This is a genomic window from Thalassotalea coralli, assembly GCF_055786205.1.
Genome location: NZ_JBVVBK010000005.1, coordinates 82,195 through 96,306 on the forward strand (window position 1 = coordinate 82,195; position 14,112 = coordinate 96,306).

At 40.4% G+C, this 14,112-nt stretch carries 13 protein-coding genes; 4 read left to right on the forward strand and 9 right to left on the reverse strand.

Annotated elements, in window-relative coordinates; translation table 11 throughout:
• Positions 1–33 precede the first annotated feature (33 nt).
• Both ACOB80_RS13470 and lgt read left to right on the forward strand, forming a co-directional pair.
• Entirely contained in the window at positions 34–930 is an 897-nt protein-coding gene (locus ACOB80_RS13470) for a prenyltransferase (protein WP_473166368.1), read from the forward strand.
• 384 nt (positions 931–1,314) lie between these two features.
• Positions 1,315–2,091, forward strand: coding sequence for a prolipoprotein diacylglyceryl transferase (gene lgt / locus ACOB80_RS13475; protein ID WP_473166369.1), 777 nt, complete (start codon positions 1,315–1,317; stop codon positions 2,089–2,091).
• Position 2,092: 1 nt separating this feature from the next.
• Here the strand turns inward: lgt and ACOB80_RS13480 are convergent, their stop codons facing one another.
• Positions 2,093–2,899, reverse strand: coding sequence for a class I SAM-dependent methyltransferase (locus ACOB80_RS13480; RefSeq protein ID WP_473166370.1), 807 nt, complete (start codon positions 2,897–2,899; stop codon positions 2,093–2,095).
• A gap of 190 nt (positions 2,900–3,089) precedes the next feature.
• On the opposite strand from ACOB80_RS13480, the gene ACOB80_RS13485 reads away from it, so the two are divergent.
• Positions 3,090–3,890: a ribonuclease H family protein gene (locus ACOB80_RS13485; RefSeq protein ID WP_473166371.1), complete on the forward strand. Its 801-nt coding sequence runs from the start codon at positions 3,090–3,092 to the stop codon at positions 3,888–3,890.
• Positions 3,891–3,918: 28 nt separating this feature from the next.
• On the opposite strand, the gene kdsB is transcribed toward ACOB80_RS13485, so the two are convergent.
• The 5 genes from kdsB to ACOB80_RS13510 form a co-directional block, all read right to left on the reverse strand.
• Positions 3,919–4,686 carry a 3-deoxy-manno-octulosonate cytidylyltransferase gene (kdsB, locus tag ACOB80_RS13490; protein WP_473166372.1) on the reverse strand — a complete coding sequence of 256 codons (768 nt, stop codon included), beginning with the start codon at positions 4,684–4,686 and terminating at the stop codon, positions 3,919–3,921.
• 5 nt (positions 4,687–4,691) lie between these two features.
• On the reverse strand, positions 4,692–4,883 hold the full coding sequence (locus ACOB80_RS13495) for a Trm112 family protein (RefSeq protein ID WP_473166373.1): 192 nt from the start codon (positions 4,881–4,883) through the stop codon (positions 4,692–4,694).
• Between the two features lie 18 nt (positions 4,884–4,901).
• Positions 4,902–5,927 (reverse strand): tetraacyldisaccharide 4'-kinase, encoded by a 1,026-nt coding sequence (gene lpxK, locus ACOB80_RS13500; protein ID WP_473166374.1) that lies wholly within the window; start codon positions 5,925–5,927, stop codon positions 4,902–4,904.
• An 8-nt stretch (positions 5,928–5,935) separates the two neighbouring features.
• A complete protein-coding gene (gene msbA / locus ACOB80_RS13505) occupies positions 5,936–7,630 on the reverse strand; it encodes a lipid A export permease/ATP-binding protein MsbA (protein WP_473166655.1) in 1,695 nt (564 codons plus the stop codon).
• 152 nt (positions 7,631–7,782) lie between these two features.
• On the reverse strand, positions 7,783–10,173 hold the full coding sequence (locus ACOB80_RS13510) for a DNA internalization-related competence protein ComEC/Rec2 (RefSeq protein WP_473166375.1): 2,391 nt from the start codon (positions 10,171–10,173) through the stop codon (positions 7,783–7,785).
• Between the two features lie 31 nt (positions 10,174–10,204).
• On the opposite strand from ACOB80_RS13510, the gene ACOB80_RS13515 reads away from it, so the two are divergent.
• A complete protein-coding gene (locus tag ACOB80_RS13515; protein ID WP_473166376.1) occupies positions 10,205–10,720 on the forward strand; it encodes a DUF2062 domain-containing protein in 516 nt (171 codons plus the stop codon).
• Between the two features lie 84 nt (positions 10,721–10,804).
• On the opposite strand, the gene ACOB80_RS13520 is transcribed toward ACOB80_RS13515, so the two are convergent.
• From ACOB80_RS13520 to ACOB80_RS13530, 3 genes are read right to left on the reverse strand one after another with little or no spacing between them, the layout of a single operon-like run.
• On the reverse strand, positions 10,805–12,040 hold the full coding sequence (locus ACOB80_RS13520; RefSeq protein ID WP_473166377.1) for a class I SAM-dependent methyltransferase: 1,236 nt from the start codon (positions 12,038–12,040) through the stop codon (positions 10,805–10,807).
• Positions 12,024–12,845, reverse strand: a complete 822-nt coding sequence (locus tag ACOB80_RS13525) for a DUF1365 domain-containing protein (protein WP_473166378.1) — start codon at positions 12,843–12,845, stop codon at positions 12,024–12,026. The genes ACOB80_RS13520 and ACOB80_RS13525 overlap by 17 nt, the downstream gene beginning before the upstream one ends.
• Entirely contained in the window at positions 12,845–14,110 is a 1,266-nt protein-coding gene (locus ACOB80_RS13530; RefSeq protein WP_473166379.1) for an NAD(P)/FAD-dependent oxidoreductase, read from the reverse strand. The genes ACOB80_RS13525 and ACOB80_RS13530 overlap by 1 nt, the downstream gene beginning before the upstream one ends.
• Between the last annotated feature and the right edge of the window lie 2 nt (positions 14,111–14,112).

A 14,112-nucleotide genomic window follows, 5' to 3' on the forward strand; every position in this document is an offset into this window, starting at 1 on the left:
AAATTTAATTAGATAAATTTGGCGGCAGCATTTATGGAAAAATGGCAACGCAGTATTCGCTCATGGCGACCACCATTTCTTATTTTATCTCCCGCGTGTGTCGCCTTAGCACTCGCCTTGTGCCATCGACAAGGAATTCTAATCGACGGATTATATGCTTTGCTTGCCTTGATAGGCTCTATTACCGCAGCAATTGCCGTCAATACTATCAATGAATATCAAGACTTTTACAGTGGCTTAGACTTAATCACCAAGCCTACACCGTTTAGTGGAGGTAGTGGACTATTAAAAGAGAGCCCTGAACTATCACGATCTGTTAAAACGTGGGCAATCATCAGCATATTAGTCACCTTCGCTATTGGCTTATATTTTTGGCTGAACATGGACGGTGTCAATATCGTTCCCATCGGCGTACTAGGGCTAGTTATCATAGTGACTTACACTCGTTGGATAAATAAACTCCCCCTTGTGTGCTATGTATCACCTGGAGTTGGCTTTGGCACGCTAATGGTCATTGGTACCTTGATCACACAAAATGCATCGATTGGCGATACAGAATTAACGGCAGTAGTTATCACAAGCATCGTTATTTCAAACTTACTATTAGTCAATCAATTTCCAGACACAAAAGCAGACAAAAAAGTAGGGAGAAATCACTTTGTTATTGCCTATGGTGAAAAAGCTGCGAGCTATTTGTTTCTAGCAACAAACTTATTGGCAATGGCTTTGCTAACCTCACAAATCTACGCTACTAACTTACCGATTTTTTCTGCTATTGCGGTAGCGCCACTTGCGATTAATCTATATGTTTTCAAACAATTGAAAAAATTCGGCCTGTCAATTGCCGATCACCCGCAAGTTATGGCGATAAATGTCACAACCACCGTTATCACGCCTATCCTACTGACGTTAAGTTTGTTGTTTAGCTAAAAGTGTTGTTATTTCGTGTAAATAGTTTCTCTATGGTTTAACTAGAGCGTGTTGAACTTTCATGGTTAAACTTTGTTCGAGTTAAATGTATTTTTATCGCGGCACTTGCGATACGCATAGTTATTCTATGCCCAGAGCAAGTAACAATGAGAAAAGTGCATTTAAACGAATCCAAAGGACAGCATTTATCATGCCTTTCTACTGCGTTATCGCTTATTTATGTGGAATAACCACATGGCATAAGCTTTGTCTTGTATAAAAACATGCGTAATTACTGCAAAAATAGCCTCGAAAGATCAACACGCCTTAAAAATACCTGCGTCATCCCTGAAATCTCTGATATATTGAGACTTTTAAAATTCAGTTAAAGTGAAAGGAACTTTAGTGGAATATTTTGTTTGGAATATAGACCCTGTATTCTTATCGGTAGGCCCGTTAACCATTCATTGGTACGGTGTGTTATTTGCAAGTGCAATTTTTGCCGGCCTCTATTATATGAAGTGGCTTTTTGTACAAGAGAATAAAAATCAAGAAACGCTAGATAACCTCCTGTTATGGGTAGTGGCTGGCATCATAATTGGTGCAAGATTAGGTCATTGCCTATTTTATGATCCTGATTATTATTTATCGAACCCACTTAAAATTTTAGCTATTCACGAAGGGGGATTAGCAAGCCACGGAGGTGGATTGGGCGCAATTATTGCTGCTTACTTTTTCTGTAAAAAATACCAATACCCCTTTATGTGGTTGCTAGATAGATTAGCGATGGCTACGGCTGTATTTGGTATATTCGTTAGAAGCGCAAACTTTGTTAACGCCGAAATCCTAGGAAAAAAAACCGATGTACCTTGGGCTATCATCTTTTCTCGTGTTGACAATATCCCTCGCCATGCAGCGCAACTCTATGAAGCAATAGCTTATTTACTAATCGCACTAACACTAACTGTTATTTTCAAAAAAACCGACGTAAAAAACAAACAAGGCTTTTTGCTTGGTACCTTTTTAGTGATGACCTTTACCGCACGGTTTATCATTGAGTTTTTCAAAGAACAGCAAGCGGCTTACGACATTACATTGGCACTAAATACAGGACAAATGTTGAGTATTCCGTTCTTTTTGGTTGGATGCTGGCTTATATTTAAAGCCCAAAAACAAAGTTAAGCTAATGAATAGAACTTTTGCCCGACATATGATTATCGGGCAAAGGTTTTCGAAACTTCAACACTGCCCTATCCGTTTTGCGTCTTATTCTCGGATCTAACGCACTTAATATTCGATCATCATTTTTATTTTCTAACATTGCAGACTGTGCTTCTAATTCAAAACCCGCCTGCTCTAACAAGCTCACAATCACCTGGCTATCGAGTCGGTGTAAAAAAGCAGACTCTTGTGGCGGCTGGGAAGAAATACTTTGGTGCTCAATTATTCCGAGTACACCGCCAGGCTTAATTGCTTTAAATACCGCTTGAAGAAACAAAGGCACATTAAAAGCCTTGCCGCCTTCTGCTGTTTGTCCTTCTAAATATAAATCATGCAAGCCTAGAATAATCACAGCGACATCAAAGTGCTCTTTATTGAAAACAGTATTATTAACATCTTGCGTCGTTACACTAACATTAGTTAATCGGTTATTTGCTAGCCTTGTTTTCGATTCACTCTCAAAGTACGGGTACCATAAACTATGGTTGTGCATTGTGACATGCCCCCCTTCACCCACTAAATAACTCAGTATTTCCGTGTAATACCCTCCACCGGCAAAAACATCGAGTACTTTCATATCAGGAGAGACTTCGAAGAACTGCAGGACTTTCTCAGGTTTTCTTAACGGATCTAGGTCAAAATCAACTTGACTGCGCTTAGGGTTAGCCAACGCCTCAAATATGGAAGAAAACCCTTTAGTCTCGGTGCTTGCCCAAGAAAAGGCAAACACAAATGACAATATCACAGTACTGATAAAAACCTTTCTCATGTGAATCCTTATCAAAATCAGCCTGACGGCAAAAAGCCCTGCGGCGATAAATTAATCAGTGGATTATATTAATTGTTAGCAGTAACTCAGATAATTGTCTAACCGCGAATTATCACTTTTTTTCATAACTTATCTTGGTCACTCGCCTATTTATCGTTATTATCTGCCAAAATAAATTTGTAGCGAAAATATGGCTAAAAAATACTACGTAATCTGGCAAGGTGCGCAAACGGGCGTTTTCGACAACTGGCCACAAGTTCAATCACTGATTGCAGGACAAGCAAACGCGCAATATATGGGCTTTGCAAGTAAAGAAGAAGCGGAAGCAGCTTTTGCTGATACCTACACAAAAGCATTAATGAAGCGCTCTTTAGCAAAAGGTGGCTCTTCAAAATCTCCTAGTGCTAGTTCGAGTGACAAGGCCAGTTCAAGCAAGAAAGCTAACACAGGAAGCAAAGGAGATTTGTTTGCCTGCGATATTAACATTTTTACCGATGGCGCATGCTCACCCAACCCTGGTAAAGCAGGAACAGGACTTGTCATTTACCAAAAGAAATCTCTACACAGTTTGTGGTATGGCTTTTATGATGCTAATGGCACCAACAATACCGCTGAGCTGCTAGGCCTTCTTCAAGGACTGAAGTTAGCTGAAAAATACCTTACCCAAGTTAGCAGCGTACAAGTCTTAAGTGATTCTAAATATGGTATAGATTGCATTACTAAATGGGCTGCTGGTTGGCAGAAAAAAGGCTGGAAAAAAGCTGATGGGCAGCCAATAAAAAACCCTGAAATAATTCAACCGTGTTTTGCGCTATACCAGACGCTAAAAAGTAAAGTGACTATTTCACATGTAAAAGGCCATGCCAATATCGAAGGCAACGAGCTCGCTGATCGCATGGCAGTTTATGCTAGAACCACTCAAGAGAAAGGTTTTAAGCAATTTGAAGAAGAAAAGGACATTGCCACTATATTAGCCATGCCTTCGGGATAACCGAAGGCACATTGTCTTAGAAGTTCTCTTAGGATAATGACGCTGCGTATGAGCGCGCTTTCTCTAGATCTTCTGGCGTATCGACACCTTCTACAGGAAGGTTTGAATCAGCCACAGCAACATGTATTTGCTCGCCTTGCCATAACACTCGAAGCTGCTCTAGAGATTCGATTTTCTCCAGCTCGCTTGCAGGCCAGCTAACATAGTCGGTAATAAAGCCGGCACGATAGGCATATATGCCAATATGTCGGTAATAAAAATCACCTATTGAGCTGTGATCTTGATTGATAAGAAATCGCTCTCTGTCGTAAGGTATTGTGGCACGAGAAAAATACATTGCGTACCCTGCTTTATTCATTACCACTTTAACGGCATTTGCATTAAAAGCTTCTTCCGCCGTCGTAATTGGCACGGCTAGCGTCGCCATTCGAGCTAAAGACTGCTCCGCTAAGTTATGTGCTACCTGAGCGATATTAGCACTAGGAATAAAGGGCTCATCGCCTTGGACATTAACAATAACCTGATCTGGTGAAAAATTATAATGCTCTACAACTTCAGCTAATCTTTCAGTACCCGATTGATGATCAGCTCGCGTTAAACACACCTCACCACCAAATTTTTTAACTGCGGCAGCGACTTCATCATTGTCAGTGGCAACGATGACTTTGCTAGCACCACTTGCTGTAGCCTTTTCTACTACCCATTGGATCATAGGCTTTCCGCCTATGTCTGCTAATACCTTACCCGGTAGCCTAGAAGACTGATAACGTGCAGGAATAACGACAACAAATGACATAATCGTTACCTATTTTCTCTTTCTTCTTCCGTAAGCTCTCGCGCTTCACTTTCTAGCAAAACAGGAATATCTTCCTGGATACTGTAAGCTAAGCGATCAAAATAACAGAAAAGTGCTTGTTGCTCTTTTTTATAGTCCAGCTTTCCTTTGCAAACAGGGCAAGCAAGTATATCTAATAGTTTGGTATCAAAGGCCATAAGGTCACTCTATTTATTTTATAAATTCAATTTATGCTCAATCAATTGGCTAAGCTGTTGTTGGTGTTCTGGAGAAAAACAAGTATCAACAGGAAGAAGCCACCAATTTTCTTTGGCAAAACTATAACACTTAACCGCATCCTTTTCTGTCATTAACAATGGCATTTGCTCAGAAAAACAATCAAAGTCAGTTGCAGAAAACGCTTTATGGTCGATAAAGCCGACACTTTCACTAAGCTCAAATCCTTTATCGTTAAGTGTATCAAAAAAACGTTGCGGATTACCTATCCCAGCCAAAGCTTGTACTTTAGGGTACTTAATCAAAAATTCATCGACAGAAAGCCGTTCCTTTGTCGCCACATTAACAACTTCTTGTCCTATCAGCGACATTGCTACCGAACATGATGGCAGTATGTTGTTATCACAACTTTGCATACTACCATTAAAAATGACAGCATCGACTGAAGACAATCTGCTGGGAAGCTCTCTAAGAGGGCCAGCAGGCAACAATAAGCCATTGCCGAATAAACGCTGACCGTCAACGATGACAAGTTCTAACGTTCGAGCCATCTTATAGTGTTGTAAACCATCGTCGCTGACAACTACCTGACAACCCATATCAACTAATTTGCGAATAGAGGCATCTCTATCAGCACCAATAACAACGGGAACACCTGTTCTTCGAAAAATCAATAATGGTTCATCACCACATTGTTCAGGGGTCGATTCCATTTCAACTTGATAAGGATAGAACGGAGCAACACCTCCGTACCCTCGGCTAATAACACCTACGGAAATGCCTTTTTGCTGAAAGTAATCAACAAGCCACAAAACCATAGGGGTTTTACCATTGCCGCCAACACTTATATTGCCAACAACAATCACTGGAACAGGCGCTTTATAAGATTGCTTAAAGCCGGCACGATACAACAACTTTCTAATAGAAGAAATTGACCAAAACAACAAAGTAAGTGGTGCTAGCAAAGGAATTAGTACCCATTTTGCAGGGTGTTTATCGAACCAAACTTTTTCAATTAAACGCATATTAGCTGTTAGCCAAACTGAAATTTATGTAATTGCGCATACGCGCCATCTTGCTCGAGCAAACCTTGATGATTGCCTTGCTCAATAATCTTTCCCTGCTCCATGACAATAATTTTGTCTGCACTTTCAATGGTAGATAAGCGATGCGCAATCACAATAGACGTGCGATCCTTTTGAAGTTCAGTTAATGCTTCTTGGATATGACGTTCAGACTCAGTGTCCAAAGCACTCGTTGCTTCATCTAAAATCAAGAAAGGTGCATCACACAATATGGCGCGAGCAATCGCAACTCGCTGGCGTTGTCCACCAGATAATAGCGAGCCATTGTCGCCAATGTTAGTATCTAACCCTTCAGATAAGGTTTCGGCAAATTCAATAACATGCGCTTTAGTTGCGGCGTCAATAATCTCTTCTCTGGTCGCGTCAGGTTTACCGTAGGCAATATTATTTGCCAGAGAGTCATTAAACAGCACCACATGTTGAGACACGTACGCGAACTGACGGCGCAAGTCTTTTAATTTGTAGTCATTGATGTTGTTGCCGTCAATCAAGACCTCCCCTTTAGAAGCTCTATAGAAACGCAATAAGAGTGAGCTTGCGGTAGTTTTACCACTACCAGAGCGACCAACAAAAGCAACGGTTTCCCCCGGCTTAGCAGAAAAATTTACATCATCCAGCGACAGCTTATCTTCACCTGGGTAGGCAAAATCAACATGAGAAAATGACAACTCACCTTTTGCTCTTTCGATAGGTTTATTGCCTGTATCTTTCTCTTTTTCCTCATCTAACAGAGCGAAAATACTAGTACAAGCTGCCATACCTTTTTGAAACTCACTATTAACATCTGTCAGTAACTTCAAAGGCCTTAACAGCATAGTCATATAAGTAACAACACTGGTGAATATGCCTGGCGTGAGCTGCTCTACCATTGACTCCCAAGTTGCAACATACAATACGAACGCCAAGGCAAATGAGGCAATAATTTGAATGAGTGGCACACTTGCCGCCTTTGTCGCAACGAGTTTCATTCGCTGTTGACGATTATGGCGATTAATCTGTAAAAAGCGCTCGTTTTCACGGTCTTGACCGTCAAAAGTAAGTACCACTTTGTGACCATTAAACGTTTGTTCAGCTGCTTTTGTTACTTCTCCCATCGAATTTTGAATATTCTTACTCACTTTGCGAAAGCGCTTAGAAACAATCGTCACAATGACCGCAACGATAGGCACTATTAGCAGAAAAATTAACGACAGCTGCCAACTATTCCAAAACATCAAAAACAGTAAACCAATGACAAATGCACCTTGCTGTACAAGCGTTAATAGCGACTTACTCGTCGCCTGTAGCACTTGCTCAGTATCAAATGTTAATTTAGAGATTAACGTACCTGTTGAAACCTTGTCATGAAAGGCAACCGGCATTGCCATCACGTGACCAAAAATACTTTGTCTAAGATCGGCAACAACATTATTCCCCACCCATGCAAGGCAATAATTAGAAAGAAAATGGCACACGCCACGAACGATAAAGCAGACGATAACAAACAAAGGTGCCCACTTCATAAATTCAGGGTTGGTTCCCATTAATCCTTCATCAATGAGTGCTGGTAACTTAGATAAGAAAAAGACATCTACGGCTGCATAACCCAGCATAAAAATGATTGCGGCAATACCAGCCTGCTTATAAACCTTCGCGTACCCCATCAGGCGCTTAAAATTATGCCAGGTATCGTTATCATTTTGTGGTGAAGATGAAAGTTGAGAAACTGGAGTCTCTTGTGACATGGATTTTCTTTGCTTAACTTGCTAAAAGAATGGCTATTTTAACGAGTTTTTTCCTGTCAACCAAGCCCTAGTTAATTTGCAAACCAAAACGGCCAATAATTGTCACGGTAGGTTTTTACTTTAACGTCCCCTTTTCTAATGATAAAACGCACCATGCCCTGTTCAGCCGTTTGATAGGTTTTCACCTTTACATCTTGTGTTTTGTCCTCTACCGCTCGCACTAATCCATACCTTTTAAAGCGACCAACGACTTCATCCGTTGGCATTTTCCAGCGATTGTAAAAGCCAGCACTAAAGACAACGTGTTCAGGAGCTACGGCATTAATAAACTCAGGTGCAGAAGAAGACTTTGAGCCATGATGGCTTGCAATTAAAATATTGGACTGCAGGCCTTTGCCATATTGGCGAACTAACGCTTTTTCGATGTTGCTTGATATATCACCAGGTAACAAAACACTGATGTTGCCATCGGTGACTTTCAGTACACAAGAGTCATCATTATCATCAAAAGCGATTTCTTTCGGATGTAACGTTTTAACCGTTAAATGGGCAAAAGTGAAAGATTGTCCAGCGACACACGGGGTCGCTAAACCTTGGTCATTGTAGTAACGACTTTCAATATTAATGCCCTTTGTAAGTTGGTCTATGCCGCCAGCGTGGTCATTATCATCATGACTTAAGACGAGTCGATCAAGTTTATCTACTCCTGTAGCCCTAAAATACGGAAAAATAGCGGCGTCCACCATATTAAATCCAGAGGGAAAGGCAGCACCAGTATCGTAAAGCATTACTTGTGAATTAACCTCGATTAACACTGCCAGACCTTGACCTACATCAAGCACTGTCACTTGCCAACTTTCTTGATTTTCCACATGGTTTCTTTGCCAATAGGCAAAAGAAACACTTGATACTGCAAGAAGCAAACAAGCTATATATCCTCTTCGCTTTAGAAAAATCGTGCCCGTAAAGAAAGCGATCACAACTAGAGCAAGAAAAGCAACCCAGGAAGCGCTTACTGCAACAAGTGACCAGGAAAACTTAGAAAGAAATGCTAACCATTGCCAAAGAACTTCTAACGACCACGCTAGCGCGCCAACAATATAGGAAGTTAACTCAGGGCTAAGCATATTTATAGTCATAGAGCATAAAATTAATGGGAGCACAATAAAGCTTACCCACGGCACCGCAATCAGGTTAGCGACAATTGCGGCAAAGCTAATGTGGTGACTAACACTTGCCGAAATAGGTAACATAAAAATCACTAAGGTTACTTGCATCCACATTAGCGCTTTTATGTAATGCCAGCATTGTGCAAAGAAAGACGTATTGTCAACTGTAGCCGGCTCTCTCAGTTTTTTGTGCCACAACCAATGACTGAGCAAAATTAAACAAACTGCATAAATTGACAACCAAAAGCTAATGGAAAACAAACTAAACGGCCAAAGCAAGCATAAGAAAAACAATACTACGCTTAATCCTCGCAATTTTGAGACTGACAATGCATTTAGTCTGAGCCACCACAGCACTAAAAGCATAACAATAGCTCGCAAAGTTGGCACGGCAAAACCTGATAAATAACCATAAAAACAGGCTAAGAGTACAGAACAATATATTGCTACTTTTAGACCATTAAACTGAACAAGAGCAACCTTGTGTGGAATTAGCATGCTAAGTAACTTTAGCCCTACATTAGCAATTAAAAAGCCAAATAACGCGACTAAACCTAAGTGCAGCCCTGAAATTGCCATTAAATGCTGAGTACTCGTGGCTGTTAGCACCTGCCATTGCTGTTTTGATAATTGCGCTCTTTCACCAAACGCCAAGGTTTCAATAAGCGCTTTTGTGCTGTCAGGAATATTATTACTGCTTAACAAAGCCACGTAGTTATCAAAAAGCCTCTGGCGAAGAGAAACAGGTTTAAGTAGTAAGTTGGCTGGCAGTTTACTTTTTACATAGCCTGTAGCGTGAATGCCTTTATGGCGAAGGTAAGTTTTATATTTAAAACCTCCTTCATTAGCTAGTCCATGGGCTGGTTTAAACTTTGCCGTAAACTGCCATCTTTGACCGTGCTGAAGCTTGTATTCTTGTTGCTGCCAAGTTAGCCTAACTTTTACCTTTCGGTTGAGTGGCTTTCCTTTCAGAGAATGAATTAGAAACTCAAACTTCCATGACCCATTCACATATTGAGGAATATTAGAAATATCGCCAACGACTTGCCATGATGTATAAGCAACAACTTTAGGTTCAAGCTGGTTATCTTGCCATATACTGTGATAGCTGGCACCGTGAAATAACATCCACGCTATACCAGCAAAAACAAAGGAGTATTTGCGTTTGCTTACAATAAAAGCACACACAATACTTATAACTGTAAACAAAACAACATAAAATGTACTTGGCACGATTGGCAAAAACAGTGACAATAGCGCGCCAAATACAAATGACAGTAACCACCAATCCATAGTGATTGAATTTCCTTATAGTTAAACAGGTATGCCTAAAAAAACCATCAAAAAAATAATGCCAGATCACCATACGATTAAGAGCAATAAGCACTTACAAATTTTTGGTGACTTGATCCACAATGGAAATTTATGGCACCTCAACCGACGCTCCGTAGCAAAAGCTTTTGCCGTCGGCTTGTTTTCCGCTTTTATTCCGATCCCATTTCAAATGTTACTCGCGGCAGCTTTAGCAATTATAGTACATGCAAATTTACCGTTATCAATTGCCTTGGTTTGGATAACAAACCCGCTTACTATGCCGGCAATTTTTTACTTTTGTTATGTTGTCGGCACATGGATTGTTGGCGCTCCTCAACAAGAGTTTGTTTTCGAAGCAAGCTGGCAGTGGGTGGTAGATAGTGTCTCAACAATAGGCCCAGCATTTTTAATAGGCTGTGGTGCGTTAGCAGTAACCTTCTCTATTATCGGATACTTCGGTATCCATTGGTTATGGCGCTATTCAGTTGCGAAAGAATGGAAAAAGCGCGGAAACAACAGAGAATAAACGCTTGATTATCATTGATAAAATAAAAAGGGCTAACATTATGTTAGCCCTTTTTATTTGGATTATTTTTATCTAGTCACTATGTCACTTCCTAGCAACTAAGTGTACTGTGCTAATACTTCTTGCCCTAAATGCTCCTTCACAATAGCCAAGATAGTAAAGCCACAAGCGTTTGAACTGTTCGTCGTAGCCAATTTGGTTAAGTTCAGACCATGAGTCTAAAAAGTTTTCTCGCCAATCTCGTAATGTATTAGCGTAATCTATCCCGATGTCATCAATCTGCTCAACAACACAATCGGTAAAGTTAGTTAAATGCTGATTCAGTACAGTTACCGAAGGTAAAAAGCCACCTGGGAAAATGTAACGCTGAATAAAATCAACATTCTTACGATAATAGTCAAAACGTTGGTCGGCTATAGTTATACTCTGGATTAGTAACTTTCCACCTGGCTTTAATCGAGCCTGACATTGCTGAAAAAAGCTAGGTAAATACTTAAAACCAACCGCCTCTATCATTTCAATAGACACAAGCTTGTCAAAACTTCCTGTTAGCTCTCGATAGTCTTTTTTCAATAAAGTAATTTTGTCCGAAAGCCCTAACGCCTCGATTCTATTTTTAGCATACTCATGTTGAGCATCAGAAATCGTAGTTGTCGTTACTTTACAGCCATAGTTTTTCGCAGCGTAAATGGCGAGTCCACCCCAACCAGTGCCAATTTCTAATAAATGATCGTCACTGTTTAATTCAAGGCGTTGGCAAATCGTGTCTAACTTATGAAGTTGAGCTTCTGCCAAACTCGCTTTTTCACTTGGGTAAATCGCACTCGAATACATCATTTCAGGGTCAAGAAAACGCGTATATAGCTCGTTGCCTAGATCATAATGGGCAAGAATATTTTTCTTAGAGCCTTTGATAGAGTTGTTATTACGCAAGTGGAACAGGGTATTTTTAATTTTATGCCACCAAGCTCCTTGCTTCTCTAATTGATCAAGTTGTTGCTGAGCTTTAGCGAAAATGGTGATAACCGAGGTTAAATCAGGTGTTGACCACTTTCCTTCTATAAATGCTTCGGCTGCACCTATACTGCCACCTTTGACAAAATCGCGATAAACGCTTTTATCAAGAATAGTTAATACACCTACCAAATCATCCGCTTTTTCCTGGCAGGCATTAGCGGGAAAAGTAAATGACTCGCTCCCTTCTTGTATAACAATTTGGCCACTATTGATGTTGTCAAATAAGCGAAAAATTAGCTGGCGACAACGTTTGTCAAACCAAGATTCACTGCCCTTCACGTTTATTTCAGCGATTTGTTCCACGAGTACTCTCCTGATGAAGATTCACACTTTGCTCTTCATGAGTTGCTTTTTGGTAACCGATAAAAGGAATTCGTTTGGCAAATATTTTTAATGCCTGCCAATAAATGCCTAACACTATTTTTCCGGTCATTACTGGAAAGTGACACCACACTTTCCATAACGATTTTTTAGTTAATGGCTGCTTAGTTAGGTTCAGCTGCGCATGAAACACTTTGTTAGTTGCATAACTACCCTCATCTCGTCGATTAGTGATACCTATTTTGAGGGATTTACTTTCGTTACTTGGCGCTTGTACAGACCAAAAATAACGCATATCCAAATCCATAAAGGGTGATACCTGAAAGTTCTTCTTCGAGGTATTTTTTTTCTCTAAATCAACCAAATAATAATGACGTTCATTCCAAGGGGTGTTGCTCACTTCGGTTAACATATATAAGCAACGACCTTCTTGGCCATAACAGAAATAAAAATTTGCTGGGCTAAAATACAAACCAAAACAGCGCACCTGAACCAACATTTTGATAGATGAAACAGGTTTGTCCCCACCTAACGCCTTAACTTTATTAGTAATACGCTGCTCTAAGTTACCTGGTTCACCGCGAAAGTAATCTTTTTCAACAAAACGTAGTGGTCGCCACCATTGATAACCAAATATGCCTCTGCTCTCTTTTTTATCTTGGTGCTTAGCTGGATCTAATAGCAGCATAAAAAGCGAATAACGAAACTGATGAACCTTGGGCGTAAAGCGCTTGTGAAACACAGTTCCACGATAAATACAGTCAGGGAGCAGCTTTCCCATATCCATTAGCTTTGTTCTTTCAAAAAACAATCAAATCGAGCAGCTACATCAACAGCTGAACGAACGCCATCTTCATGAAACCCGTTGTACCAATAAGCACCTACAAAGTGTGTATGCTGAACACCACAAATTTTGTCGCGCTGTTGTTGAGCTTGCATAAAGCTGACGGAAAAACTTGGGTGGTGGTAGGTGAATTCACGCAAAATTTTATCTTTAGCAATATCCTGCTGCTGATTTAACGTGACACAAAAAGTATGCTCACTCGTTATTCCCTGTAAGATGTTCATATTGTAGGTGACGCTAGCAGGCTTATCATTATGATGACTCAGCAGATAGTTCCAGCTGGCCCATGCTTTTTTTCTCTCAGGTAACATCCTAGTATCGGTGTGCAGCACCACAGAGTTTTTGCTATATGGCATCGCCTTTAAAATGTTTCTTTCATCATCGCTTGCATCACCCAGCATAGCTAAGGCTTGATCTGAATGGCATGCAAAAACGACTTCGTCAAAATGCTGTTGCTCGCCATTGCTAAAGGTTAGTTCAACACCACCTTCTAGACGTTTCACTTTACTAATATCCGCATTCAAACAAATGCTTTCTTTGAAAGGTTCCGTTAGAGGACCTATGTATTCACGAGATCCTCCCGGTATGACATACCACTGAGGACGGTCTGCAATATTGAGTAGTCCATGGTGATAGAAAAAACGAACAAAAAAGCGGAATTCGAAGGTTTCCATATCAGCTAGCGACGTCGACCAAATAGCTGCCCCCATCGGCAAAATATAATGATGACAAAAATAGCGACTAAATTGGTAGTCTTCTAAAAATTGCCCTAATGAATACCCCAGCGCAAAGCTGTCTTTTTCATAAGCGGCTTTACATTCTTTGTTAAAGCGCAATATTTCTTTCACTAGGCCCCAAAACTTGGGATTAAATATATTGCGTCTTTGCGCAAACAAGGTATCTAAATTGTGACCATTGTATTCTAACCCTGTAAGTTGGTTATGCACTGAAAAACTCATTTCAGTTTCTTGACGGCCAACACCAAGTTCCTTTAACAGCGCCAGAAAATTTGGATAGGTTCTATCGTTGAAAACAATAAAGCCAGTATCTACTGCGTATTGATTTCCATCCAGTTCAACATCCACAGTTGCAGTGTGTCCGCCTAAACGAGAATCTTTTTCGAACAGCGTGACCTTGTGTTTTTGAGACAGCAAATAAGCCGACGTTAATCCTGATATCCCAGATCCAATTACAGCTATATTTTTCAACG

Excerpts from the sequence above, each read along its gene's own strand:
- ACOB80_RS13510 (WP_473166375.1), bottom strand. The coding sequence starts at position 10,173 with ATGGATTGGTGGTTACTGTCATTTGTATTTGGCGCGCTATTGTCACTG.
- msbA (WP_473166655.1), bottom strand. The coding sequence starts at position 7,630 with ATGGGGTACGCGAAGGTTTATAAGCAGGCTGGTATTGCCGCAATCATT.
- ACOB80_RS13515 (WP_473166376.1), top strand. The coding sequence starts at position 10,205 with ATGCCTAAAAAAACCATCAAAAAAATAATGCCAGATCACCATACGATT.
- ACOB80_RS13470 (WP_473166368.1), top strand. The coding sequence starts at position 34 with ATGGAAAAATGGCAACGCAGTATTCGCTCATGGCGACCACCATTTCTT.
- ACOB80_RS13495 (WP_473166373.1), bottom strand. The coding sequence starts at position 4,883 with ATGGCCTTTGATACCAAACTATTAGATATACTTGCTTGCCCTGTTTGC.
- ACOB80_RS13485 (WP_473166371.1), top strand. The coding sequence starts at position 3,090 with ATGGCTAAAAAATACTACGTAATCTGGCAAGGTGCGCAAACGGGCGTT.
- kdsB (WP_473166372.1), bottom strand. The coding sequence starts at position 4,686 with ATGTCATTTGTTGTCGTTATTCCTGCACGTTATCAGTCTTCTAGGCTA.
- ACOB80_RS13525 (WP_473166378.1), bottom strand. The coding sequence starts at position 12,845 with ATGGATATGGGAAAGCTGCTCCCTGACTGTATTTATCGTGGAACTGTG.
- lpxK (WP_473166374.1), bottom strand. The coding sequence starts at position 5,927 with ATGCGTTTAATTGAAAAAGTTTGGTTCGATAAACACCCTGCAAAATGG.
- ACOB80_RS13480 (WP_473166370.1), bottom strand. The coding sequence starts at position 2,899 with ATGAGAAAGGTTTTTATCAGTACTGTGATATTGTCATTTGTGTTTGCC.